Below are 24692 nucleotides of genomic sequence, written 5' to 3'. Positions count from 1 at the left end.
TGCCAGAATCTGATGCCATTATCATTGTTTGGATCCGTCTTCTTACATTGGCAGGCAAAACCAATGATGACGGAAGGATATACATTGACCGCGATATCCCATACACGGAAGAGATTCTATCAACGCTATTCAATAAGCCGCTGAATACCATCCGCTTGGCAGTGGATACGTTGAAAAGATTCAAAATGATCAGTACCGATGATGGAGTAATCGTAATCAGAAATTGGGAAAAGCATCAGAACATTGAGGGCATGAATCGGCTAAAGATTCAGAACGCTGAAAGGCAGAAGCGCTTCAGGGACCGCAAAAAGATAGAGCAGCTGAACCTTGAAGAACTTGAAAAGCGTGATAGTAACGTTACGCCAACGTTATACATAACGTCACATCACGCAATAGATATAGAAGAAGAAGTAGAAGAAGATAAAGAGAAAGATATAAAAGATATTATGTCATCAAAATCCGCTAGGCGGATTTATGAAGACTCCTCCCCTTATTTTCAACTCTCTCAATATCTCTTCTCCAAAATGGTTCAAAACAATCCAGAAGCCAAAAAGCCTAATTATCAGCTATGGGCAGATGATATCCGCAAAATGGTAGAACTGGACGGCCGGACACCACAACAGGTGCAGGGCATGATTGATTGGAGCCAGAGCGATGAATTTTGGAAGACTAACATCTTGTCAGCCAAAAAGCTTCGGGAGAAATATGACCAAATGAAAGTAACTGCCAATGCCAACTACAAGAAGAAGCCTAAGACTGAGGTATTGCCGGATTGGGCAGCAAACGAACCTGACAGCAAAGAAACTCCGGTGGATCCTGAAGAGCAGCGCAAATTGAATGAGCGCATAGCCAAACTTAAAACATCCGGCAAGGAAAGCACTGGATGAAGAGGCGACAAAAGAAGAAGCACGTTGAAAAGTTGCTTGAGACGGCCGGCAAGGAAATGGCTGAGGACGCATCCAAACTGGCACAAGTCAATGAGGATGGCAGCATTAACCGCTTAGCTGAAGTTATCGGCATGAGGCAGAACGTTTATGGGCAACAAGAACTGATTATCAGGATGGATGCATCCATACCGGAATATCTTTTTGAAAGATTTGTGGATGCAAAAGGCGATTTGTTCGGAGAGTTCCGGCTGTTTGATAATCGGGTAATCACGGCTCAGCAACGGAAATACATCAATGCGCTATGCAGGGACATCCAACGCTATACAGGAGACGACACGATAGACCAGGTGCGCTATGACAGGAAGATTGAATTCATTTCAAAATACAGTCTGCCGTACTTCAGCACATCAGAATACAACAAGGACTGCTCAGTAGGATTGGCGAGTAAGTTTATCGGCTATATCGTTGATTTCTGTTTAGACAATGATATCGGGCTATCAGAGACACCGCTGCATTACTTGGATGATGTGAAGCCGTACCTGATTAAATGCCTATGGGAGCGTAAATGCATCATCTGCGGTCAAGAGGGAGAGGTTCATCATGTGGATGCAATCGGAGCCGGACGGAATCGCAGAAAGATAGATCACACGAAACACCATTTGATGTGCTTGTGCTATAAGCATCATTCAGAGTCGCACAAAATCGGGCAGCAGACCTTCATGCAAAAGCATCACGTTATCGGAGTAATCATGAATGAGGAACAATTTAAAAAAATGGCTTACAGGGGGTAATAAGAATGAAAATCGTATGGTTGACGTTGTATTTTTACCTGATGTTTTGTCTTGGTGAGTTGCTATGGATATTGGATTTTTGAGGAGGTAGCGGAATGAGCATGGAGTTAGAACTATATAAATTTATCGCAGAAAATAGTATTGAAAATCATTGGGAAAACGAGAACAAAGAATGTTTAATTTGGATTCCATACTATTTACTCGATGGCTTCGTTACTAAATTTAGTTATTTTTTCGAAACAGAGGACAACGCGATTGGATACTTGCAACACGACTGCGTTTGCATTGATTTAGTTGCATTGGGTATGGATGACGAAATTGACCTATCCGAAATTATAAGCAAGGGGGTAGAGGGATGACTTGGAGTTGTAGTGGATGCGGTGGATGCTGCGGTAACTTTCTACCGCTAAGCAATGGAGAAATAAACGTGATCAAGCGGCATCTTAAAACTCATCCGGAGATAACCGCTTATGAAGGCGATGCAATGGATTGTCCGTTCCTTAATGACAAAGAGAAAGACAGATGCCAGATTTATGAAATACGTCCGGCAATCTGCAAAGGGTTCCGATGCATCGATAAAGGGCCTTCACCTGAATTGGCAAAAAGAATGGTCCAGAAGAAAATGCGTCCTGTCAGCATGAGAGAAACTTTTTTCAGCAATTCAAAGTGATTTGAGGAGGAAAACAATGTTTAAAGATGACAAGAACATAGTAAGCGCAATGTATAGGGATGAGGCTTGGGTAGACCCTAAAACAGTGGCAGCGACTGAGCGACAGTTACGCATCAAAAAATATATGTTGGAACTACTTGCAAAGGAAATGGCAAAGAGCGACAAGGCAATCATTGAAGAACTGGACTCCTATTACTATCAGCAGTACATAACGGAATACAAGGCGAGTATTGCAATTCTATCGGTGGATGAATACAAGAGGCTGAAACGTATTGAAGGGGAATATGAGGCTTACCTGGAGAGTGAGTCATGATCCTATTGATAGACGTACTCAGAAACAAATATGTTGGATGCTTCAAAAATATCAAGGAAGCCATGGCTTATGCAAAGGAAGAGGGCATCCAGACCGTCACATGGGAAACAGTGAAGGAGTGAGCGCTTTGGATCAACTAAATTTATTTGATACACCAGCAGTGCAGATCGATGAAAAACATTGGGAGATATTCGATGGAAACAGATTAGTCGGAACTTTCGAACTGGATGAGATAGGGTTTGAATTCAAATCGTGTATAGGCCCAATATGCGGTGGAGGCGGCCCCCTGGATGCAGGAGAGGATATTACCGATTCTCTAAATCACGCGGTTGTTACTTTGCAACGTCACTACAGGATAACAAGGGGAATGGAGGTAGGCACGTGAACACGACAGAAATAATTGTAATAGCAGCTATAGGCATTGCGGCCTTGCTATATGGCGAAGTGCTTCAGTACCTGGACAAAAAACGGAGGCATGGCGAATGAGACCATTGACATATACAGGGTACCAATGGCGGCCAATGAAAGATGATGAACTTGAAATCATGTGCAAAGAGAATATCGTACCATTCAAACCTACAATTCCGGAGGCTGGGGATATTTATATAGAGCAGGAAGACATGGAGTGAAAAAAATGGAAAACTTACGGGGTAGGCGATTTGGAACACTTAAAGTCATAGAAATTACAAACGATCGTTACAAGAGACACGTTGTTTGGAAATGTAAATGCAGTTGTGGAAACTTCGTAAATGTCCCTGGTAATAGTTTACAGTCAGGAAATACACGCAGTTGCGGATGTTTGCGTAAGCGCCAATCGAGTTTAAATCTAATCGGGTACAAAAATATAGAAAGTGAGGAAGCGGAATGAAGCTATCTGACATTATTAAGTTCAAGTCACTCCACTATAGCCCTTTTGATAACGAAGCTGACGAAAAAGTGAATGCGCTACTGAGAGATGGTTGGAGAATAATTGAGTTTGATAGAAATCCAAATGGAAGTAGCAGATTTTATTTTGGTAGAACCGGAATTGTTAAGGAGGAATCGGAATGAATGAAATAGATTTCCAAATAGGAAAAATAGAAAATGATCGCTTTGTCATCATGCGGCAGTATCAAGCGTTCGCTGAGTTCTGGATCAAAAGAAATGGCGGCTTAACAGTTTCTTATTCCTTAGCCTATAACGAATTGAACATAACTGACAAAATCATATTAAACCTGATGATAAACAGACATGTAGAGGGGGATGAAGATTAATGATGCGACACATTGAATTAAATTTCTACTGGCTATATGAGTATATACGCGGAGATGGTTCAAAATTCGTAACAACTGAAGAACTCGATGAACTTGAAATGGTACTGAATGATGCGAAGCTAAAAAATAAAGTGCAGATCCATTATGAAGCGGAGCAAAAGAGCGTGGATCATAAACATAACAATATGTTGGATGCATGGAAAGATGCTGAGAAATACCTTACACGAAATAGCAATAAAAGTAATTTAACATTTGTAGATAGCTGGCTTGATCCATGGACCGGGAGAAAAAGATATCTTGAAAGAAAATCAAATGAATTAATTACTCCACTTGTTGGACCTGGTGATGGATTAACCATAAAAAACTATGATGAATTTGGTATACACCTTAATTCAAAACAAAAAGCTATTTACTCAATCATGGAAGTCGTTTCAGAAGATGGCCGATTATCTGTTATGCAAGTCTTCAGCTTTGATACTGAGTGTGAAGCTGAGATCGTATTAGATTATGTCAATGAACTTGAGCCAGAAAGAAAGTTCTATATCCGAGAAGGGCAAGGTGAATAAATGACAGTTGCAAACATAATGCTGGCTTTCATCGCTGCCGGATTATTCCAAGTAGCAAACGTCCTGAGTCATCTGCATATAAATGTACACGTCAAATCAAAAACCATAGTCGTATCTAAAAAAGAATACGAGATGGAAGTAAAGGGGCATGAAATTGAATGAGAGAGATTAAGTTCCGCGCGTGGGATAAGAAAATACAACAATTTATTGATGCGAAGGAAATTGTAATTAGTGACGGGAAAATATTCCGAAACTGGCAAGATTTCGAGGACTATATACCAGATGACGGCACAATTGACCTGGTGTGGTTTACAGGTCTGAAAGATAAGAACGGAACAGACATATTTGAAGGAGATATTTTAACCGCAGCAGATGGATATACCGGATTAATTGGTTACCGAGCAGAATCGGCTCAATTTGTTGGATTTAATATAGGCAAAGAATTCACGGAAGAAGAATTCGATACACTTTATACCGTGAATGGAAGTTTTAATAGCGCTGAAGTAATCGGCAATCGCTTCGAAAACCCAGAACTGCTGAAGGAGGACCAAGAATGAGAGAGATTAAGTTTCGGGCGTGGGACAAAAATACAAAAATAATGATTCATTGGGATGATTTGGTTAAATCAAGAATTTCTTTTAGGAATTTTAGGTGGGCGCTATTAAGTGAAAATTCAGAGAATTTCGAATTAATGCAATATACCGGGATTGAAGACAAGAACGGATATGAAATCTATGAGGGTGATATTGTAAATTGCTACGCTGAGGGTTTATCTGAGGTCGTGTTTAGGAGAGGGTGCTTTGGGCTTGTCACTGATGGGTACTTCGAAGCATTTGAAAATGTGATGGGCTTTTGTGAGATAGTCGGCAATCGATACGAAAGAATAAAACTATTGGAGGCTGAAAAATGATTAACAACGTGGTCCTAGTTGGCCGACTCACAAAAGATATTGACCTGAAGTATACAGGCTCAGGAACGGCAGTAGGAACTTTCAATATTGCGGTAAACAGAAAATTCACCGATCAGAACGGAGAACGAAAGTCAGACTTTATAAACTGCGTTATATGGCGGAAAGCAGCAGAGAACATGGCAAACTTCACGCGTAAAGGCTCATTAGTCGGAATAGAAGGTAGCATCCAGACCAGGAACTATGATAACCAGCAAGGCAACCGCGTATACGTTACAGAAGTAGTAGTTGATAACTTCACGCTATTGGAGCCAAAACAGACGACAGAGCAACGGCCGAGAGAAAACACGTATAAGCAGCCAGACAAACAAGAAAAGCCGATGGATGCAGAAAAAACAGGGGATTATAAATATAATTCGTTCGATGAATTCAATAAGCATTCGGATCCATTTCCACAGGGAGAAAACATAGATATCGAAGATGATGATTTGCCATTCTGAGGAGGTAAAGCATGAGAGATAAACGACAACAGTATCTGGACGAGGGTATGACTATTACGGATTATCAAACGAAGCTTGCAAATAACGTGAGCAAGAAGCCTAATTATCCAGAAGAGCGTGCCTACTACAATCGAATCAAGTTGCTAAACAAAAAGGATATCTCAGACACGGAACTGGCAGCGCTCAAGAGAATAGCTGTAAACGGTCTGGATGCAAGAGAGAACCTGAGTAAGATGATTAAAGATTTGACGATAGAGATCACAAACAAAGGCTTATCGAAAGAACGCATGTTTGTTTTAGGTGAGATGCTAAAAAGCCTGAAGACCTTACGCGGAGATTTCAGCAATCAGAATTAGGCTCATACTTCACGTTTAAGCGATTTTTAAGACAGGATGATTAATCATCCATCAAATATAAAAAAAGATGACGTTTAGAAAGGAAGGTAGAAAAGAACTTGAAATCTAAAGAGAGAGTCTTTTACATGCTGCTCATTCTGTTACTTGCTATCGTGTTCGCTGCTATCGACATAAAAAAGACAGAGGACCTGAAAGAACGGCATGAGATCGAACTCAATATCATCCGGGAGCAATACCGAACCAATTTGGAAGCTAAACAAACAGAATATGCAGATGCAGTCCTTGAATTAAGGGCTGAACTGCATGCCACAAAAGTTGATTATGATATGGCGACTAACCATATCGAATTACTTAACGCTGATCATTAGGAGGTGCGCTGATGCCGAAAGGGAGATATTGGACAAAAGAAGAGGATGAATACATCTTAGAAAAGGCAGGTAAGGTAAAGCCTCAGACAATTGCCGATAAGTTGGATCGTTCCTTCGGCGCTGTCGAATGCCGGATGTATAAGTTAGGTGTCAGTAATGCAAAGCTTGCATCAGGGAAAATAACGGCAAATGAACTGGCTAAAATCTTGGGTGTAGATCCGAAGCAAATTTATAACTGGATAAAAAAGTTTAGCTTGAAGGCTGAATATCGGATAGTCCGAAAGAAAACCAAATATTACTTGATAGATTCGGTCGATTTCTGGGAATGGGCCGATAACAACCGCTTTAGGCTGAATATCTCAAGGATAGAGCCAAAAGTATTGATGCCGGAACCTGATTGGGTCGAAGAGCAAAGGCGGAAAGATTTCTATGAAGTGCCAAAAAGGAGGCATGCTAGATGGACAAAGGAAGAGGATGCAAAGCTGATAAACCTATTCCACTTAGATATGTCAAAAAGCGATATGGCAAAAGATTTAAAGAGAGCAGAGAGCGCCATAGTGCGGAGGATATCAACTCTAAAAACGAAAGGCATATTACCAAAGAAAAGAATCATAATCATGTGGACGCAGAAAGAAATGGATATGCTACTGGAATTTGAAGAGCAAGGCTTATCTGATAAAGAAATCGCTTATGAACTAGGCAGAGAAAAGGATCACATCACGCAGAAGAGAAAATTCATGCGTGATAACGGTCAGTATCAGGGGTTTAAAAACCGATGATGGAGGACTTGCCTATGACATGGATGATGCTAAGTGAGGTTGCTGCCGGGCTATTGTTATTGATCTTCATGACATTCAAGAACAAATGATGGAGGTAAAAGGCAATGAGTGAGAAATGTAAATGGGGAATGTATTCAAGGTTCGATGATGGTGTATGGGGAACTAGTTGTGGTGCTGAATGGGAATTTACCTACGGAGGAACTGTTGAAGAACACGGAATGAAATACTGTCCGTTTTGTGGAAGAGCGATTGAAGAAGTTCCTAACCAACATAATCTATCTGCTTTTGAAAGACAGATTATCCAGCATCTACCAGAAGAAGTTGAGTGGATTTCAAGAAATCAAGACGGAGTTTTAAATATTCACTCTAACGAACCAGAATATAAATTTTATGGTGTCTGGATGAGTGACGGAGAATATGATCTACCTCTAAAAGATTTATTTAAGCACGTTAAATGGGAAGTGCCTTGGAATTTTAGGGAGGAAGCTGAATGAACTTCTTCGAGAGAAAAGCACAATATAAAAGTGGGAGCGGACAAAACCCTCTTCCGACTAAGGAACAAATGGAGCAACACATAGCTAGGCTCGGTGGGTACATAGACTGGGGAAAAGATGTGATGGAGAGCAGCGATGTAAGACGCGGACAAATAAAGCCAGCTGTAAAAAATATACTGCCAAAGCTTAGAGCTAGTGAGGTGCATGAGTTATACAATCTGCTGATGAAGTTTGCTGTCAGGATTCAGGAGGAAGAACGATGAAAACATTGGAGTCGCACATGAGGACGGTTGATTATTTCATCAAACTTGGATGGACGGTTGATTATGAAATATATCATCAACGAGAAGATATAAAACCTCAAGTGGGATACACGTTGTATATTTATCGGCCTAATTCAGATGAACCAGCTCACGTAGAAAATTGTAGATCGCTTATTGGAACTATGATTACAGCCAGTGAATGGATAACTGATACCGTTCAGAATGCTGGGAGAAAATTGGAGGATGAAGCATGACAGAAGCAGAAGCAATCAACTATTTAAAAACAGAAGGATATGACCTATTTCACATTGAAGAAAAGCCATTGAAGATTATCATTGCTGGATGCAGAAATGAACCAAGAGGAAAGCAATACAAACTGGAAGATGGCAAACTGTTTGAACATGTCGGATATGATGGATATGAGCATAAGTGGAATGAGCAACAGGACATTGAAGAAAAGTTAAAAAGCATTAGAGAAAAGGAGAATAGCAAATGATCACAGTATTAACCGGATTGATTGAAGAATGGGCAAGAGATAGAGGACTTGATACAGCTGACCCTACGAAGCAAATGCTAAAGCTTGCTGAGGAGTTTGGCGAATTGGCTGAAGGATTGGCAAAGGATAAGCCTAAACAAGTAGAGGACTCTATAGGGGATATGTATGTAGTCATGACTATTCTATCATTGCAGCTTGGATTAGATATTGAGGACTGCGTTCAGAAGGCTTACAACGAGATTAAAGAGCGCAAAGGCAAAATGATTAATGGGGTATTCGTCAAAGAGTCAGACTTAAAGGAGTGATGAAACATGGTTCTTCCTGATAGATTCTATGAACTGCTATATAGGCTAGAGAGAAACGATAACTGGACACAGCTTCCTGATGATCATCCGGAAATACAAACGCTTAGGGCCTATGCAAATAATGGTGAGGTATATGATCCTGACAAGTACAGGCGCAAAGGAGTCGTATTGTATAAGAACGGCGAACTATTCAAATCATTTGCTACTGCGGCAGAGGCAGCTAAAGTCTTGGGTGTGCAGCCTATTGCGGTACAGAAAGCAGCACGAGGCGAGACGAGATACTGCAAAGGCTTCAAGGTGGAATACACAGGAGGTTAGCTGATGGACAATGAAGTATTGTACTGGTTCGAAACATTAAGCGGCAAACATCCAGCAAAGCCTATCTATGCGATTAACTTTAGGTGGATAGGATTAGACAGGGATGCGGATCCATGGGAGATAGATAACATGCATCTGGTTTACATCGGGCAAATGACAAGGGCGCAGATAGATGACTACATAAACGGAAGGTGACTGGATGAGAGAGTTTTTAATGTTAAGTGACTTTGATAAAAAGGAACTGGAAAAAGAATACCGGAAGTATCCGTTTATAGATAGATTGATTGCCATTAAGCAGGCTGAACTGGAAATGAAAGAGGACAATGACACGAACATAGGCGGCGGCCGTTCATCGTTTATATCCAAACCTACAGAAGCTATAGCTATTAAAAGGCAGTCCGATCAGTACATTATCTATCATCAGCATTTAAAACAATCGATAGATGAAATCATAGGCAGTATGGATGATGTGACAAGAGAGATTGCAACAAAGAGATTCTGGGATAGAACGAACTACAGGACATGGGAAGATTTAGCGAAAGAGTATCATTACGCTATCTCAACTATGTATGCCAAGAGAGATAAGTTAGTATCTGACCTTGCTTGTAGATTAGGAAAAATATAATCGGAATTTAACCCACTATTATTTCGATTGAAAAAGGAATAAAGTGATAACATAAAGATGCTACAAAATACAAAAGAAATATTTTCAACGGACTCTCAAGCGGACTTGCCAATCTGCTTGTGGGTCCTATTTTTGTGGAGGGGATAAGCATGAACCTGATGACACCTGAGATACTCAGATGGCTCAGACAACTGATCATTAGCGATGAACTGATTAAGTTCTATAAATCTAAAGAGTGGCGAACAATCAGAAGCTATGCAAAGGAACGCGATCACAATGAGTGCATGAGTTGCAAGCGCGCTGGTGGGTTCGGATTGGCTGAGATGGTTCATCATATCCAAGATGTAAGGCGGCATCCTGAGTTAGCATTGACATTAGATAACTTAGAGTGCGAATGCAATGCATGTCACAATAAGTTACATCCAGAAAAGTTAAATAAAAATAAAAATGAACAATTTACCAACGAAGAACGTTGGTAAAAGGCCCCCGGGTCAAATCAAATGCAAATTTTTTTAAGGACCCGAACAACGGGGAGGATTCAGGACTGAGGAGAAAAATAAAAACGCGCGTGAGGGGGGTGGGTGGATGGCTGAGACAAAACGAAACAAAATCAGAAACGAACTTCGGCAGCAATTGGAGGACATGGGGGTAGTTGGGCTGTATTTCTATGACTTAGTGGAGGACTACATGGAATTGTGGACCATTAAGAACAGTTTGATTGCTGATGTCAAGGCGCGAGGAGTATCTGTTAAATACAACAATGGCGGCGGTCAAAGTGGCTTCAAGAAAAACGAATCCATTGGCGAACTGCACAAGACGAATACTCAGATGCTTAAAATCCTATCGCAATTAGAAATCAACGTGCGAGATTTGCCAGTAGATGAAGATGAAGACGAGGAGTTCTGATCAGCCGAAAATCTCCATAATCTATACTATCCCCCAAACACCGATAGTAACTGATCCAAAATATGACATAAACATTGATACCTATATTCGCATGATCGAATCAGGAGAAGTCAAGGCATCGAAAGAAATCCATCAGCTACTCAGCTTTGTTAAAGAAAAGCTTGATGATGAGAATGTCGTGATTATGTCCGAGGTAATCGATGCAGCAATAAAAAATGTTGAGAGGCATTTCCCATTTAAGTTATTACCGTGGGAAAAATTTATATTCGCATTTGTAACAGGTGTATTCTTCAAAGATGGCACTCCTGTATTCAATGAGTTTTTAGTCATGATGGGCCGGGGCGGTGGTAAAACCGCATTCATGTCCGTTATTGAATGGTGGCTTACAACTAAACAAGGCATATCAAAATACCATGTTGATATTGTGGCCACAAGCGAGGACCAAGCCAAAGAATCATTTACTGAGATTTGGGATATCCTTGAAAGCAATCAGAAGAAGTACAAACAATATTTCCGGTACACAAGAGAGAAGATCGTATTTAAAAAGACGAACTCCATGCTGCGGTATCGGACCAATAACGCAAAAACAAAAGACGGTGGCCGACAAGGTGCCGTTATTTTTGATGAAATACATGCTTATCCGAATGAGGACAGCGTGAAGGTATTTACATCCGGGTTAGGTAAGAAGCCGAATCCGAGAAGATTCTACTTCACAACCGATGGATATGACAGAGATGGATTCCTTGATGATTTGAAATTAGAGTCACAGATGATCCTGCAAGGTGAACGGCCGAACCGAAGGACATTTCCTTTTATCTGCAAACTGGATGCAGCTGAAGAAGTTAATGACATGGATATGTGGGAGAAAGCAAATCCATCTATCCGATACTTCCCAAGTCTGCGTATCGAAATGATTGGTGAGTTCGAAAAGTTTGAAGATAGGCCGCAAGCCAAAATAGAGTTTATGACCAAACGAATGAACATTCCTATGAGTGCTTCAAACGAGGCCATTGTTCCATGGGAAAAGATTATGGGCGCTTGTAAACATGAGATCCCTGATTTAAGAGGGCGAGAATGTATTGGCGCTATCGACTATGCAGACACGCTTGACTTTGTAGGTGTCGGCTTATTATTCAAGGTCGATAAAAAGTATTACTGGTTACATCATACGTTCATAAATGCAAGGGCTTTAGAAGGCAGGAACTACAGGATTCCTATTGATCAAGGAGTTAAAGAGGGATTGATTACCATCCTTCATACCGAAACCAATAGACCTGAAGATATTGCTGGATGGTTTATGGAGCAAGCGAAGAAGTATCAAATCAAAACGATAGTAAGCGATATGTATCGGATCAATTATCTAAGAGAAAAATTCTTGGAATATGGATTCGATAAATTGGAAATCGCTAGAAGCGGGTCGAAAACGCACACGATTCTATCACCTATCGTTGATGATTTATATAGCTATGGCGATATAGCTTACATGCCAGGTGATTTCGTAATGAGGTGGTATACAAACAATACATACAAAAAAATAGATGGCAAAGGGAACGTTACCTTTGAAAAGATTGAGCCGAAGCTGCGAAAAACAGACGGCTTTTTTGCATTGGTCCATGCTCTTCAATTCAGAGAGTCATTGACAGGAACACAAGCGAAATACAACAGAAAGCTGAGGACGCACACTTACTAGGAGGGATTTCACATGAATAAACGATTGTTGGCGATATGCCGGAAACGTGAGGTGATCCATACTATCTCCAGCCGTTAGGATAGCGGCCGTGTGTATACAGGGAAGGGGGGTGTGAAATGAGCATTAAAGAAACGTTTTTCAATTGGTTTATCACTCCAAGCAAATCAACGCAGAAGCAATATGAGGTCATGTTGTCGGAGGCGAGGACCAATTATATTTATAAAAAATACGCAATGCAAATATGTATTAACTGGATTGCAAATTCAATCTCATTATGTGATTTCAGAACGTATGAGAAAAGCAAAAGGCATAAAGGGCATAACTGGTGGAAGCTTAATTATGAGCCGAACAAGAATCAAAACAATGTCGATTTTTGGTATCAGGTTGTTTCAAAGGCTGTTGAAGATGATGGCGCGCTTATTATTCAGACAAGAGAAGGCGATTTTATTGTTGCTGAAAGTTTTATTGTCGAAGAAAAATCATTTGTAGAAAACGTATATAGATCCGTCATGCTGCCGGGAAATTATTTGGATAGCAAAACCTATAAAGAATCAGAAGTTATTCGGATCAAATTGAATAATTCAAAGGTTGAAAAATTACTGGATTCTATTTATTCCGACTATGGAAAACTGTTGGCCGGAACCATGCGGAATTACAACCGAAGCAATGCCATGAAGATTGTACTTGAAATTGATTCCGTATTTGATCAATTGCATCAGACTATTGATCCAGAAACAGGGAAAGTTGAAGCAGATACTATTCTTGACGATATTTTTCAGAATCGGTTTAAATCGTTCCTGAGTGATTCTGATGCAGTTATGCCAATGGAAAAGGGATTAGCTATCGCAAACCCTATTCAAACTCCTGGTAATACGAAGAGCGGTGCCAGTACGACAAGGGATATTACAGAAGTTTTTCAAGATTTTATTAACATCGCTGCTGATGCATTCGGGATCCCCCGCGGATTGATTAAAGGGGATGTCGCGGACGTTGAAGCTATGCGAGATAACTATGTCAATTTCTGCGTAAGGCCATTTGTCAATGAAATTCAATCGGAATTCAATCGAAAGATATATGGGCAGAAGGAAGTATCAAGCGGGACCAAACTCGTTGTAAGAACGCAAACAATCATGATTCATACGCTTATCAAAACGGCATCCGATGCAGAAGCGCTATTCCGCGTTGGCGGCATCAATCAGGATGGCATCCTTGAAATGCAAGGAGAAGAGCCGTTGAATACCAAAGAATCTACCGCGTATTACGTTACAAAGAACTATGCAGAACAATCTGAATTGAAAGGTGGTGAGTAAAACAGTGAAATTGAACGAACTCATGAAGAAGAATCCAATTGAAAATAAATTAGAAATTAAAAACGAAGCAGAAGGCACCATCGAATTGTTTATGTATGGAACAGTCGGATATAGCGTTTATCTGAACGGTATTAAATACGCGCTTGGTGATGTTGTAGGCAATGAAATTAATGTGCATATCAACTCATACGGTGGCGACTTATTCGAAGGGATTGCGATTAAGAATTTCCTTTTGAATCGTCCGGAAAAAATCAACGTGTATATCGATGGGATTGCAGCAAGTGCAGCATCCGTTATTGCAATGGCTGGTGATCATATTGTTATGCCTAGTGATGCACAGATGATGATTCATAACCCATGGACTTATACGATGGGTAATGCAAAAGAATTGCGTAAAACGGCTGATGATTTGGATAAGGCGCAAACAAGTCTTGAAAAGTCATACATGAACCGCTTTAAAGGCACGGAAGATGAATTAAAAACTTTATTGGATGAGGAAACCTATCTGACAGCAGATGAAGCGGTCCTATTTGGGCTTGCTGATAAGATCGATGGTCAAGTATCAGATGACGATGAGCCAAACGCAAAAGCCGCGCTAATCAAAAAGTTCGCCGCTCAAGCAGTTCCGGCAGTTACAAATACGGTTGAAACACCTGAAGAAACTAAACCAGAAGTACCACAAAACACATTCGCACAAAATCTACTAAAAATTTTGGAGGTAAAATAAATGAAAAACTTTGATAAATTGAAATCAACTTTAACTGAACAACGGCAAGCGGTGGCAGTAGCTTTGCAAAGCGGTACATCCGAAGAACAACTACTTGCGTTCGAAAACTTGATCGAAGGGATTCAATCATCTGTTGCCGCAGAAGCTGAGCAAGTTATGGAGCGCTACAATAACGATTATAACGATGAGCGCATCTTGTCTGAACGCGGTTTGCAACGCGCTTTGGTATCTAAAGAAAAGAAATACTTCAATGCTGTTGTTGAAAAACAAACGTTTGATGGTATTACAGAAACGTTCCCTATGACAATCATTGCGGATGTATTCAAGAACCTTACTACTGAGCACCCTCTAATTTCTCGTGTAAATGCAGTTGCTACTGGCGCTTTGATGAAATATGTTTATGCAGATCCTACTCAAGAAACTGCCTTCTGGGGTGAAGTTCCAGATGATATCCGTAAAATCCTATTGCAAGCATTCCGCACAATCAATTTAGAAGCATCTAAGTTAAGTGGCTACATTGCTGTTCCTAAAGGGTTCTTTAAACTAGGTCCTAACTGGTTAGCACAATTTGTCATTACGACATTGCAAGAAGTAATGCAACTCACTTTGGAATCAGCGATTGTGAATGGTGACGGTAAAAATAAACCAATCGGTATGACTCGTAAATTAAGCGGTTCTGTTGATGGTGTGTACCCAGCAAAAGCCTTGATCGATATGGATGATATCACACCAACTACATTGGCAGGGATTCACGCAGCATTATCCGAAGCAAGAACTGATAATGGCCGTGTAGCGATGATTGTAAATCCTCAAACCTATTGGGCTAAAGTATTCCCTAAATTGGCTGTACGTGATGCAAATGGCGCTTGGGTTGTTACTGGTCTACCTACTGGTGATGAAATTATCCAATCTCACGCGGTGCCTGTAGATAGAGCTATCTTCGGAGTTCCTGAAAATTACTTCTTAGGTGTAGCTGGCGAAGTTGAAATTAAAGCGTATGATCAAACATTGGCCATTGAAGACATGGACTTGTATATTGCTAAATTCTTCGGTAATGGTATTGCGAAAAACGTCAATGCGTTCTTTATTGCTGACATTTCCGGTATTGCTGGGGCAACTGTCCCAACGTTGGAAGGTAATATTACAGTTGAAATTACTCCTAAGAATGCAACTGCTACAACTACAGGAACTAAACAATTTGTGGCAACAGTCCTAGGATCTACTGAGGGCGTAACATGGACATCTAGTGATACAACTATTGCAACTATTGATACTGATGGTTTGGCTACTGTTGTAACTGCTACAGCTACTGTTGGTGACAAAGTGGTAATCACTGCTACATCTGTTGAGGATAACACTGTAATCGCAGTTGCTACTTTGACAATCGTTTAATAAAAGATTCGGGGTGATTGATGTATGAATGATGGAGTGGTATTAACGAAGATTAAGGACCATTTGCGCGTCACTTGGGATTATCAAGACGATGACATCAAAGACATGATCGCCGAAGGCAAAGACTACATAGAAGGCATTGCTGGTCCTACTGATTTCACGACAGTAGGACTAGCTTTTTATTTGCTCAAAAACTATTGCCGATATAATTGGAGCGGCTCAGGCATGTATTTTGAACAGCATTACCGATCGGATTTGCTGAAATTACAGCTTAAAAATGCCGTAACATTTAGGAGGAATAACCCATGATCTTTTCTCCTGGTATGAAGTATGTAGATGAGGACCGCTTGAATGATGGGCGGTTGTTTTTTGGCAAGGTGGAAACAAAACGAGATGCAAGCGGTAAGAAAATCGGGCAAGTATTTGCCAAGACTGGTGATATGTTCTTTAGTTATAAGACTATCCGACAGTCTGACTTTGATTTATACAACACCTCTGATCAGCAAATCGAATTGAAGGTTAAATCCTATTACATACCTACCGCCACAAAAACACATCAAGTCTTGCTGAAAAGCAGATTGTATAACATTACAGCTATTGACGTTGATAACGACAAGCGATACATGTACTGGTACTTGTCAGAAGTAGGTGAGTTCATTGAGCAAGACGCTTGATCTTGAAAAGATAAAAACGACAATTGAAGGCATTACGGGATTTCCGGTATTCGGTACAGATATTCAAAAGGATGAACTGGATGCAAATGAATCATTCTTTCTTTATTACGAGAAAGGGCCAATTAGAAAAGCTGATTCAGGAGCGAATCAATTCCTGAGAGATTTCATTCTTATGTTTGTAACGAAAGAAGATGCTGAAATTGATGAATTTGCGTTGATTTTAGAACTGCCTAAATGCGGTTTGCGATTCAGAAACACAGAGTATGAATTTGGAAAAATAGCGAGTACGGAACAAGAAGCCAAACTCAGCACATTTTATTTCCATCAGGCGCTGATCATATGCCAATAAAATACGAACTGGACCATGAGCAATCAATGAAGTTGTTTGATGCAATGGCAAAAATACCAAAGCTATCTGAAGAACTTGCTAATAAGGTTCTTCACGGCGGCGGTTCACAGCTTATGATGCAGAAGATTATTGATTTTACACCAGTATCAAAAGTTGATAAAAAGCACGCTAAAAGTTCGAAGCCTTTAAAAGATACGATGATTAACCTTGGTTTTGAGATTAAAACAAAAGGTGGAGCGGCTAAGAATAAAGGGTCATTCGGTTACTTAGTATTCCCGAATGAGGGACGAGGCAGCAGCAATCCAATTGCTCAACGCTTTTTTGAAAAAGGGATGGAGCAATCCAATCCGGAAATATTCGAACAACTATTAGCAGCGCTGGATGAAGCGCATAACATCATAGGAAAATGAAAAGGAGATGTAATTTATGCCAGATGTAACAGATTTTGATATCTATAAAGTAACCAATGCGAATGTCCGTTTTGAATCAGCAGGGGTTTTGGGCACGGTTAAAAGGTTTGGTTGTTTAGGTACTGTTTCTACAGAATCTGAATTAAGAACAATTGTAAAAATTTGCGAGGGTGACACCGTTAAAGAGGTCACAAAGATCACTAAGCTAAATGTAACAGTATCAGCTCACGTTGAACTTGCAGTATTAAGAAGTGTTTTCGGATTAACAAACGAAGGCTTGAAGGTGGGAGTATTTGGGTTAGGTAAATCATCTAATCCTGGTAAAGGGGTTATCACATTTGATGCATTGAACCTTGAAGAAACAGAAACAAAGTTGATGGCTTATCCTAATATGCAGTTCACTACTGGATTCATTCAAAATATCGAAAACGGTATTGAAGAAATTGCTTTAACTGAATTGACATTCTCAGCATTTAAAGACGACAACGGCTTCTTCTATTACGAAGCATTCACTAGCGAAACTACAGATCCGACTCTGGTTGAAACATGGCATACAACATTTACTCCAGACTTGGTGAAATTAGTAGTAGGACCATAGGAGGTACCTGATGGCTGAACATACGTTAATTCTATCTGATGGTCAGGCGGTTATTTTAAATACAACCTTGACCATTGGCCGCATGAAAAAATTAAAAGATACCAAATTATTCTCGAAAGAGTTATTGGCTTCTATTTCAAATACTCCGAAAAAGGACTTGGATTATTTTGATCAGCAAGAGGTTTCATCTCAGGCGGTCTATATCGCATACTACAATGCGAATGAAGAAGATCAGATGTCTCTTGAAGAGTTCCAAGAATTACTTGAAGTGGACAGTGTTTTCTACCAACAAATCTATATGGAGTTGTTCGGTGGCCGGACCATAGGAAAGAAATTTGCTGAGGCCTTCGAGAGGAAAACTGATAAAACAAAAAAGTAAGTAAATTAAAGTCTCCAACAATAGAGATTGAAAACGTAGATGACCTAATAAGCTTCTACGTTTTTTATATTGGATTTGATTATGACCTGGTAATCAATTCTGACGTTGAAACGCTCAATAATTTAGCGCGTAACAAAATAGCAATTGAGAATTACAGGAATAATCCGATCAAGTGAGGAGGTGAGTAATTGGCAAATAATCAAAAAGAAATCAAAGTTTCTTACAAGGTTGTCAATCAGGACTTTAACAAGGGTATTACAGAAATAAATTCAGATGTCAAAACGCTGAATAAAGAGTTTAAATTGCAGTCAGAACAGATGAAAAACACGGCTAGTGATACGGACAAACTAGAAGCAAGCCTTAGCAACTTGGAAAAACAACTTGAATTAGCAGCGGATAAAACAACAAAGACAGCTAAAGCTTTAGAAAATGCGAAAAAAATGATGGGCGAAAACTCAGCAGAAGCTAAGGCATGGAATGACAAATTGTTGGATGCAAAGCGATCGGAAGAATATCTCAAGAATGCCATTGATGATACAAATAAAAAGCTTCAGGCCTCTAAGTCAGATTTAAATGCAGCCGAAACAGAAACAGATCAATTAGGCACAGCTGCAAAGGAAACTGGCGACAAGTTTGAAAAGATGGGCGATAGGATAAAAAATGCTGCTGATGGTGCAGCTAATGCAGGTAAAGTATTATCTGTTGGTTTGACTGCTCCTGTTGTTGCAGTGGCAACTGCTGCAACTGAGTTAGCCACAAGCTATGAAGAAGCAATGAATAAAATTCAGGCAAATACAGGTGCCTCAAATAAGGAAATGGAAGAGTTTCAGGCCATTGCCGAAGACATCTATAAAGCTGGTTATGGCGAAACGTATGATGATATAGCTATTGCGATTGCCGAAGTAGATGAGCAGTTATCAGGCTTGCAACCTGATGAATTAGAAAACATAACGAAAAAAGCAATCATTCTTGAAAATACCATGGGCATGGATATGACGGAAACACTCCGAGGTGTCAACTCGTTAATGGGTACATATGGAATGACTGCGGAAGAAGCTTTTGACTTCATCACTGTAGGCGCTCAAAATGGCCTTAACAAAACAGATGAGTTAGGAGATAACCTTGCTGAATATGCAACGCTATTCGAAGAGAATGGTTATTCTGCTGAAGAGATGTTTGCAATCCTCCAAGCTGGGCTAGATGGCGGAGCCTATAATCTAGATAAAGTAAATGACCTGGTAAAAGAGTTTGGTATTCGTATCGGAGACGGAACAATAAAGACGGCCGTTGAAGAACTCGGTGGATCATGGAAAGATATTTATGATACATGGGAAGCCAGTGGAGAATCAAATGATGTGCTATTTCAAAAGATGGCGCAAAATCTAGCAGGAATCGAAGACCCACAGGCTAAACAACTTGCACTTACAGAAATTTGGGGTTCTCTTGGTGAGGATGCCGGATATAAAATAGTCGAAGCTATGGGGCAAGTAGGAGATTCATACGGAGAAGTAACAGGCGCAACAGATACAGTTGTTTCTGCTTTCGAAAGCGCATTTGGTACTGAACGAACAGCTATGCTTCGGGATCTAGCAGATTCATTTATGCCTGTAGGTGAGGGAATCATTGACATGATCGGTGAAGCTCAACCATTCTTAGAAGATTTTTCCGGTTACATTACGGATATAATCGATGGATTCAACGGACTTCCTGATAGTTCTCAGAATTTTATTCTTGGAATGGGTGCTGTCGCGCTAGGTGCGGGTCCTGCTCTTATCATTATGGGTTCAATTGTCGGCAGTATAGCTGATTTAATTGGTGGATTTAAACTCATGGCTGAAATAATACCAGGGCTTTCCAGTTTTATTTTCGGTCCTTGGGGGCTGGCTATTGCTACAGCTATTGGTTTAGGAATACTGATCATGACACACTGGGACGAAATAAAAGTAGCAGCGGCCGAAGATTGGGCAGAAATACAAACGCTACTAGGAATTGCCGGAGATAAAATAAGTGAACAGTGGGCCAGTGACGTTGCTGACCTTCAAAATATTTGGGCAACTTTGAAATCTGCTGCGTCATCCGATTGGACTGAGATTGAAACTATTTTAAGCACTGCCGGAAGTAGAATTTCAAACCAATGGGCTAATGACAAGCAGGATTTAGTGAACATCTGGAATAACATTTCAAGCAGTGCTACTACAACCTGGAATGCAATTACTTCAACCATCGGCGGTGCTAAAGATAAAATTGGTGGTTTTGTAGAGGGGATTAAAAGTTTCTTTACAAACATGAAACTGAAGATACCTGAAATAAGTTTACCTTCATTGCCTAAAATTAAACTGAACACAGCATCAAAAACCATCTTAGGCAAGACCTTTACATATCCAACCGGATTCGATTTCTATGCTGCTGGTGGTATCATGGATGCCGCTACAATCTTTGGCATGAACGGCGGTAATATGATGATCGGTGGCGAAGCTGGAAAAGAAGCTATCCTACCGCTGAATAAAAAAGTGCTAGGCGATATCGGGTTAGGTATCGTAAGTGCAAATAATCAACTGATGGATGCGCTGTCCAGTCGGGATGCCGTACAAGCAAGTACCGTTAATATCAATGTATATGCAACTGTTAACTCAGATTATGATGTTGACAGAATGACAGACAGAATAGATGCAAACCTTGCTAAAAAGAACAATGAAGTACTATTCGGAAGAGGGAGACGACAATAATGCTTGATACTATTTTGGATCAGTACCCAACATCAGAATATGGAGCATGTGTCGCTAACAGACCGGATATCCCTGCTCCTGAACTAAGATACGAAGCACACGACATAAAGGGCCGCCATGGTTCGCTCATAGAAGAAGATGCCTTTGACGACATCGAATTTTCTGTTGAGTACAATGTCTTGGAAGACTTCAATGTTAAGCCTCTCATTCGTCAATTGAGGGGCTATTTTTTTGGAAAAAAAACACTCAGATTTAGCGATGATGACGTTTACTACAAGATAAAGCATATCAGTATCAATGAAACGGATAATCAAATTGCGGAATATGGGTACTTTACAGTTACTTATAGATGCGATCCGTTTACATATAACCTGTTTAGCACATTTGAAGTAACTGAATCAGGTCAAACAATCCTCAATAGAGGGACCTATGCATCTGAGCCTTACATAAAAGTTAATGGTAGTGGAGATATCACGCTGACTATAAACAGTCAGAATATTTATTTATATGATGTTGTGGGCTATGTTGAGATTGATACGCAGGACATGGAATATCATAAAGATTTGCTGCCACTAGAAAATGGAATGGCCGGAGATTTCCCATTTTTTGAACTAGGAAACAATACAATTTCATGGACTGGTACCGTTACAAGCGTAGAAATTGATGGGCGGTGGCGATTCATATGATTTCAATTTATAGACCTGATGAAACTGAATTTACCAGAAATGGTTTAGGCAGTCTGGATAAAAATATTATTGATCCATTAGTCATGCAAGACTTGAACGGAATTTATGCCTTTAAATTTAAATACCCTATATTTGCTCCTAGAGCGATTTATGTGAAGGGTGAACACATTATCAAGGTAATGACTCCGAAGGGCTATCAGTTATTCAGGATTCATAAAGAAGAGCCTGTTATGGGTTATCGGAATGTAACTGCCTATCATATCTTTTATGATTTGAGTTTTAACTATATCGATGATACTAACGTAGTTGATAAATCCGGAACTGCTGCCGGGGTTCAAATTCTTGGAGCGACTAACTATCTTCATAGTTTTGAATTTGTTTCTGACATAGCAACTCAGGCAACTGCGAGGATTGTAGGGATGAATGCCGCTGAAGCGTTCCTGAATGATTCGAAGGACAATACCTTTATCAGTAGATGGGGCGGCGAGATTGACCGGGACAATTTCCAAATTCGAATGCTTAATCACATAGGCGAGGATCGTAACGTAATAATCGAATACCGGAAAGACTTAGAGGGATTTGATGCAACGATTGATTGGACAACTGTTGTTACCCGGATTAAACCAATCGGATTTGATGGATTGGAACTGCCTGAGAAGTTTATAGACAGTCCGCTTATAAGTAACTATCCTTATCCAAAAGTTCGGGAAATCGAATATAAGGACATAAAAGCGGCTATTGGAGATTATGCAGACGATGAAGATGCACTACCTTTAGAAGATGCATACGCCGAATTAAGAAGATTAGTAGGGTTGGAATACTCACAGGCTGAAATAGATAGGCCAACGGCGACATATGATGTGCAATTTGTCCGCCTGATGAATACGAATGAATATAAAAAGTATGCAGCCTTGCAGACAATTTATATTGGCGATACGGTCAAGGTGCGTCACATTAAAGAAGATATCGATCTAACTGCAAAAGTGATCAGCTATGAATACGATCCTATACAGAAGAAATACACAAAAATATCTTTAGGATCCATAAAGCAAACCTTATCAGGGTCCGGCTATGGAAATCTGCAATCGCAAATTGATGCAATTAAGCAAGTTGAAATATCTAATCTGGAAGCCAGTATCGACAGAGCGACAGGATTGCTCAATACAGCTTTAGGTGGATATGTACTCAAGCGTAATGGTGAACTTTTGATCATGGATACTGAAGATATTACAACGGCTGTAAAGATTTGGCGATGGAATCTAAATGGCCTTGGATATAGCGGAACTGGTTATGCTGGTCCTTATCGTACTGCAATAACGAATGACGGACATTTTGTAGCTGATTTTATTGATGTTGGTGTCCTCAATGCCGAGTTGATAAAGCTTGGCTGGAATAACATTAATACGCAAGTGGGTATTGATGCCAGTGGCTTATGGGTGGAAAATGACAACGGCGAAAAAACATACATGAAAAAAGGCGGACTCAGCTTCATAAATAAATACGCTGAAGAAACAGGCTTTCTTGGGATGGGTTACAACACAACGGACAACACTATAAACGGCATGCTGATCGGTGCTGATTATCAAAAGCAGATGTCTTTTGGTAGGAAAGCAACGGCAGAATCTAATGCTTATGCGCCGTTTATGCGCCTTGAAGAATTATATGATTTACTCAAGTTTTTTGTGCCAATAGAGTTGAACAACTACCTGGAAATGAACAGCAATACCATCTGGAATGTTGGGGAAATTTACGGCGGCGGAAAAATCAGGTTAACAACAAATAATTCAGGAACTCAAGGATCCATTATTTTTAATGCGTCAAATCAAATGTTATTACTGGGTTCAGTTGCTGGTGTTTCGATGGGGATTTTAAACGGTGATGGAGTAACTACAACCGGAAGATTTGAAGTTAGGACCGGAGAAAATATATCGTTTCAAAATTTAAACATGAATGGAAATACGATAACAAATCAGTCTGATATCCGTTTGAAGAAAAACCCGGTGACGACCGAACTAGATGCAATTGCAGCCATCGAGAAAATGCGCTTTATCGAATTTGAATGGGATAAAGAAAACCCATACAACAAAACAAAGCCGGATGGATTGCAATTTGGTATGGAAGCACAATACGCGCCTTGTCTTCAAGTAATGGATCAGAACAGCAATTACTTAAGTGTAGATAGCGGAAAGCAAATAAATCTTAATACATTGGCAATACAGCAGTTAGTTGCGAGAGTAAAAGCAAGCGAAACAGAATTAGCTACTACGAAACAAGAGTTGGCTGATTTGAAGGAAATACTTACGAGTAAAGGAGTGATTTAATGTCAATCTTATCAAATAACTTTTACTACCAGCCGCTTAAAATCGACTCAGTAAACACTCAAGTATACGGCGATTATATTGCAAAAGAAGGTGATGCAAACGGCCGTGGGTTATTAGTTACCTTAACTGAAAATGGATTGCTAAAGGATACGACAGGCATCACTTTAAATTTAAAGTGGGCGCATACTACTGTTGCAGGGGTGCAAGGGTTAGATCCGTTTGAATCTATTGATCTTACAAAAGGCTTGTATAAAGTCACCTATCCAACGAATATGCTCAGGAAGGGTAAAGTTGATGCGTTTATCCAGATCATTGATAGTGGCAGTGTAATTGGTAGCAGAAACATAAAAATCAATGTAGAGGCTACTGTTGGTGATGATACAGCCATTGAGAGCAGCAATGTTTTTACTGCCTTGGCAAGCGCTTTGGTAGAGGTTCAAAGTTGGAACGGACGCATAGATGATGTCGAACAAGATTTCATAGACAGAGCAAACAATCTTGACGCAACATATCCGACAAGGCTTGTTTCAGTTGAATCACAGTTGGCGCATATCGAATCGACAAAAGCTGATTTATCCGATTTGCCATCAAGTGCCTATGTTTTTAAAGGTAGTACCACTTTTGCCGCATTGC

41 protein-coding genes are annotated in these 24692 nt (G+C 40.2%); all 41 read left to right on the top strand.

Annotated features, from left to right (window positions below; translation table 11 throughout):
* Nucleotides 1-887 (top strand): phage replisome organizer N-terminal domain-containing protein (locus BLV66_RS14965; RefSeq protein WP_093114575.1); only part of this gene is annotated, 887 nt, incomplete at its 5' end.
* The gene (locus tag BLV66_RS14960; RefSeq protein WP_086987755.1) at nt 884-1678 is read left to right on the top strand and encodes a putative HNHc nuclease; all 795 of its coding nucleotides are present in this window, start codon (nt 884-886) and stop codon (nt 1676-1678) included. The genes BLV66_RS14965 and BLV66_RS14960, both read left to right, overlap by 4 nt.
* Before the next feature lie 95 nt (nt 1679-1773).
* The gene (locus BLV66_RS14955) at nt 1774-2037 is read left to right on the top strand and encodes a hypothetical protein (protein ID WP_086987756.1); all 264 of its coding nucleotides are present in this window, start codon (nt 1774-1776) and stop codon (nt 2035-2037) included.
* Nucleotides 2034-2348 (top strand): YkgJ family cysteine cluster protein, encoded by a 315-nt coding sequence (locus BLV66_RS15945; protein ID WP_086987757.1) that lies wholly within the window; start codon nt 2034-2036, stop codon nt 2346-2348. The genes BLV66_RS14955 and BLV66_RS15945 overlap by 4 nt, the downstream gene beginning before the upstream one ends.
* Nucleotides 2349-2364: 16 nt before the next feature.
* Nucleotides 2365-2661, top strand: a complete 297-nt coding sequence (locus BLV66_RS14945; protein ID WP_086987758.1) for a hypothetical protein — start codon at nt 2365-2367, stop codon at nt 2659-2661.
* On the top strand, nt 2658-2783 hold the full coding sequence (locus BLV66_RS15875; RefSeq protein ID WP_256327922.1) for a hypothetical protein: 126 nt from the start codon (nt 2658-2660) through the stop codon (nt 2781-2783). The genes BLV66_RS14945 and BLV66_RS15875 overlap by 4 nt, the downstream gene beginning before the upstream one ends.
* Nucleotides 2784-2788: 5 nt before the next feature.
* The gene (locus BLV66_RS14940; protein WP_086987759.1) at nt 2789-3046 is read left to right on the top strand and encodes a hypothetical protein; all 258 of its coding nucleotides are present in this window, start codon (nt 2789-2791) and stop codon (nt 3044-3046) included.
* A 97-nt stretch (nt 3047-3143) separates the two neighbouring features.
* Entirely contained in the window at nt 3144-3290 is a 147-nt protein-coding gene (locus tag BLV66_RS15670) for a hypothetical protein (RefSeq protein WP_176974307.1), read from the top strand.
* 417 nt (nt 3291-3707) lie between these two features.
* A complete protein-coding gene (locus tag BLV66_RS14930) occupies nt 3708-3914 on the top strand; it encodes a hypothetical protein (protein ID WP_086987761.1) in 207 nt (68 codons plus the stop codon).
* On the top strand, nt 3914-4480 hold the full coding sequence (locus BLV66_RS14925; protein WP_086987762.1) for a hypothetical protein: 567 nt from the start codon (nt 3914-3916) through the stop codon (nt 4478-4480). Before BLV66_RS14930 ends, BLV66_RS14925 begins: the two co-directional genes overlap by 1 nt.
* Nucleotides 4481-4642 (top strand): hypothetical protein, encoded by a 162-nt coding sequence (locus BLV66_RS15665; protein ID WP_176974306.1) that lies wholly within the window; start codon nt 4481-4483, stop codon nt 4640-4642.
* Nucleotides 4639-5037 (top strand): YopX family protein, encoded by a 399-nt coding sequence (locus BLV66_RS14920; protein ID WP_086987763.1) that lies wholly within the window; start codon nt 4639-4641, stop codon nt 5035-5037. The genes BLV66_RS15665 and BLV66_RS14920 overlap by 4 nt, the downstream gene beginning before the upstream one ends.
* On the top strand, nt 5034-5390 hold the full coding sequence (locus BLV66_RS14915; protein WP_086987764.1) for a YopX family protein: 357 nt from the start codon (nt 5034-5036) through the stop codon (nt 5388-5390). Before BLV66_RS14920 ends, BLV66_RS14915 begins: the two co-directional genes overlap by 4 nt.
* Complete coding sequence (gene ssb, locus BLV66_RS14910) at nt 5387-5887, top strand: single-stranded DNA-binding protein (protein WP_086987765.1); 501 nt, start codon at nt 5387-5389, stop codon at nt 5885-5887. Before BLV66_RS14915 ends, ssb begins: the two co-directional genes overlap by 4 nt.
* 11 nt (nt 5888-5898) lie before the next feature.
* Nucleotides 5899-6243, top strand: coding sequence for a hypothetical protein (locus BLV66_RS14905; protein WP_086987766.1), 345 nt, complete (start codon nt 5899-5901; stop codon nt 6241-6243).
* Between the two features lie 125 nt (nt 6244-6368).
* Entirely contained in the window at nt 6369-6611 is a 243-nt protein-coding gene (locus tag BLV66_RS14900) for a hypothetical protein (protein WP_086987767.1), read from the top strand.
* Nucleotides 6612-6622: 11 nt separating this feature from the next.
* Nucleotides 6623-7390: a helix-turn-helix domain-containing protein gene (locus tag BLV66_RS14895; RefSeq protein WP_086987768.1), complete on the top strand. Its 768-nt coding sequence runs from the start codon at nt 6623-6625 to the stop codon at nt 7388-7390.
* 104 nt (nt 7391-7494) lie between these two features.
* Nucleotides 7495-7884: a hypothetical protein gene (locus BLV66_RS14890; RefSeq protein ID WP_086987769.1), complete on the top strand. Its 390-nt coding sequence runs from the start codon at nt 7495-7497 to the stop codon at nt 7882-7884.
* Nucleotides 7881-8147: a hypothetical protein gene (locus BLV66_RS14885; protein WP_086987770.1), complete on the top strand. Its 267-nt coding sequence runs from the start codon at nt 7881-7883 to the stop codon at nt 8145-8147. The genes BLV66_RS14890 and BLV66_RS14885 overlap by 4 nt, the downstream gene beginning before the upstream one ends.
* The gene (locus BLV66_RS14880; RefSeq protein ID WP_086987771.1) at nt 8144-8401 is read left to right on the top strand and encodes a hypothetical protein; all 258 of its coding nucleotides are present in this window, start codon (nt 8144-8146) and stop codon (nt 8399-8401) included. The genes BLV66_RS14885 and BLV66_RS14880 overlap by 4 nt, the downstream gene beginning before the upstream one ends.
* A complete protein-coding gene (locus BLV66_RS14875; protein WP_086987772.1) occupies nt 8398-8643 on the top strand; it encodes a hypothetical protein in 246 nt (81 codons plus the stop codon). Before BLV66_RS14880 ends, BLV66_RS14875 begins: the two co-directional genes overlap by 4 nt.
* Nucleotides 8640-8948, top strand: a complete 309-nt coding sequence (locus BLV66_RS14870; protein WP_086987773.1) for a MazG-like family protein — start codon at nt 8640-8642, stop codon at nt 8946-8948. Before BLV66_RS14875 ends, BLV66_RS14870 begins: the two co-directional genes overlap by 4 nt.
* Nucleotides 8949-8954: 6 nt before the next feature.
* Nucleotides 8955-9266, top strand: coding sequence for a hypothetical protein (locus tag BLV66_RS14865; RefSeq protein WP_086987774.1), 312 nt, complete (start codon nt 8955-8957; stop codon nt 9264-9266).
* 3 nt (nt 9267-9269) lie between these two features.
* Entirely contained in the window at nt 9270-9461 is a 192-nt protein-coding gene (locus BLV66_RS14860) for a hypothetical protein (protein ID WP_086987775.1), read from the top strand.
* Between the two features lie 4 nt (nt 9462-9465).
* Entirely contained in the window at nt 9466-9891 is a 426-nt protein-coding gene (locus tag BLV66_RS14855) for a DUF722 domain-containing protein (protein ID WP_086987776.1), read from the top strand.
* A 149-nt stretch (nt 9892-10040) separates the two neighbouring features.
* Nucleotides 10041-10370: an HNH endonuclease gene (locus BLV66_RS14850; RefSeq protein ID WP_086987777.1), complete on the top strand. Its 330-nt coding sequence runs from the start codon at nt 10041-10043 to the stop codon at nt 10368-10370.
* Nucleotides 10371-10476: 106 nt separating this feature from the next.
* Nucleotides 10477-10797: a P27 family phage terminase small subunit gene (locus BLV66_RS14845; RefSeq protein ID WP_086987778.1), complete on the top strand. Its 321-nt coding sequence runs from the start codon at nt 10477-10479 to the stop codon at nt 10795-10797.
* The gene (locus tag BLV66_RS14840; RefSeq protein ID WP_086987779.1) at nt 10772-12487 is read left to right on the top strand and encodes a terminase large subunit domain-containing protein; all 1716 of its coding nucleotides are present in this window, start codon (nt 10772-10774) and stop codon (nt 12485-12487) included. The genes BLV66_RS14845 and BLV66_RS14840 overlap by 26 nt, the downstream gene beginning before the upstream one ends.
* A gap of 116 nt (nt 12488-12603) precedes the next feature.
* On the top strand, nt 12604-13797 hold the full coding sequence (locus tag BLV66_RS14835) for a phage portal protein (protein ID WP_086987780.1): 1194 nt from the start codon (nt 12604-12606) through the stop codon (nt 13795-13797).
* A gap of 4 nt (nt 13798-13801) precedes the next feature.
* The gene (locus BLV66_RS14830; RefSeq protein ID WP_245826763.1) at nt 13802-14524 is read left to right on the top strand and encodes a head maturation protease, ClpP-related; all 723 of its coding nucleotides are present in this window, start codon (nt 13802-13804) and stop codon (nt 14522-14524) included.
* A complete protein-coding gene (locus BLV66_RS14825; RefSeq protein WP_086987781.1) occupies nt 14525-15916 on the top strand; it encodes a phage major capsid protein in 1392 nt (463 codons plus the stop codon).
* Between the two features lie 24 nt (nt 15917-15940).
* The gene (locus BLV66_RS14820) at nt 15941-16225 is read left to right on the top strand and encodes a head-tail connector protein (RefSeq protein WP_086987782.1); all 285 of its coding nucleotides are present in this window, start codon (nt 15941-15943) and stop codon (nt 16223-16225) included.
* Nucleotides 16222-16590 (top strand): head-tail adaptor protein, encoded by a 369-nt coding sequence (locus tag BLV66_RS14815; RefSeq protein ID WP_086987783.1) that lies wholly within the window; start codon nt 16222-16224, stop codon nt 16588-16590. The genes BLV66_RS14820 and BLV66_RS14815 overlap by 4 nt, the downstream gene beginning before the upstream one ends.
* Nucleotides 16574-16939 (top strand): hypothetical protein, encoded by a 366-nt coding sequence (locus BLV66_RS14810; protein WP_086987784.1) that lies wholly within the window; start codon nt 16574-16576, stop codon nt 16937-16939. Before BLV66_RS14815 ends, BLV66_RS14810 begins: the two co-directional genes overlap by 17 nt.
* Nucleotides 16930-17349, top strand: coding sequence for a hypothetical protein (locus BLV66_RS14805; RefSeq protein ID WP_218131869.1), 420 nt, complete (start codon nt 16930-16932; stop codon nt 17347-17349). Before BLV66_RS14810 ends, BLV66_RS14805 begins: the two co-directional genes overlap by 10 nt.
* Nucleotides 17350-17365: 16 nt before the next feature.
* Entirely contained in the window at nt 17366-17947 is a 582-nt protein-coding gene (locus BLV66_RS14800) for a hypothetical protein (RefSeq protein WP_086987785.1), read from the top strand.
* 10 nt (nt 17948-17957) lie between these two features.
* Nucleotides 17958-18326 (top strand): hypothetical protein, encoded by a 369-nt coding sequence (locus tag BLV66_RS14795; RefSeq protein WP_086987786.1) that lies wholly within the window; start codon nt 17958-17960, stop codon nt 18324-18326.
* 188 nt (nt 18327-18514) lie between these two features.
* The gene (locus BLV66_RS14790) at nt 18515-21052 is read left to right on the top strand and encodes a phage tail tape measure protein (RefSeq protein ID WP_086987787.1); all 2538 of its coding nucleotides are present in this window, start codon (nt 18515-18517) and stop codon (nt 21050-21052) included.
* Entirely contained in the window at nt 21052-21738 is a 687-nt protein-coding gene (locus tag BLV66_RS14785; protein ID WP_086987788.1) for a phage tail domain-containing protein, read from the top strand. Before BLV66_RS14790 ends, BLV66_RS14785 begins: the two co-directional genes overlap by 1 nt.
* Entirely contained in the window at nt 21735-24059 is a 2325-nt protein-coding gene (locus tag BLV66_RS14780; RefSeq protein WP_086987789.1) for a phage tail spike protein, read from the top strand. Before BLV66_RS14785 ends, BLV66_RS14780 begins: the two co-directional genes overlap by 4 nt.
* Nucleotides 24059-24692: BppU family phage baseplate upper protein (locus BLV66_RS14775; protein WP_143033145.1), on the top strand; the 634-nt coding region annotated here is incomplete at its 3' end. The genes BLV66_RS14780 and BLV66_RS14775, both read left to right, overlap by 1 nt.

This window comes from Trichococcus collinsii (assembly GCF_900107505.1).
In the GTDB taxonomy this organism is placed as follows: Bacteria; Bacillota; Bacilli; order Lactobacillales; family Aerococcaceae; genus Trichococcus; species Trichococcus collinsii.
Note: the sequence above shows the minus strand (reverse complement) of the source record. Positions and strands in the feature narration are given on the sequence as shown.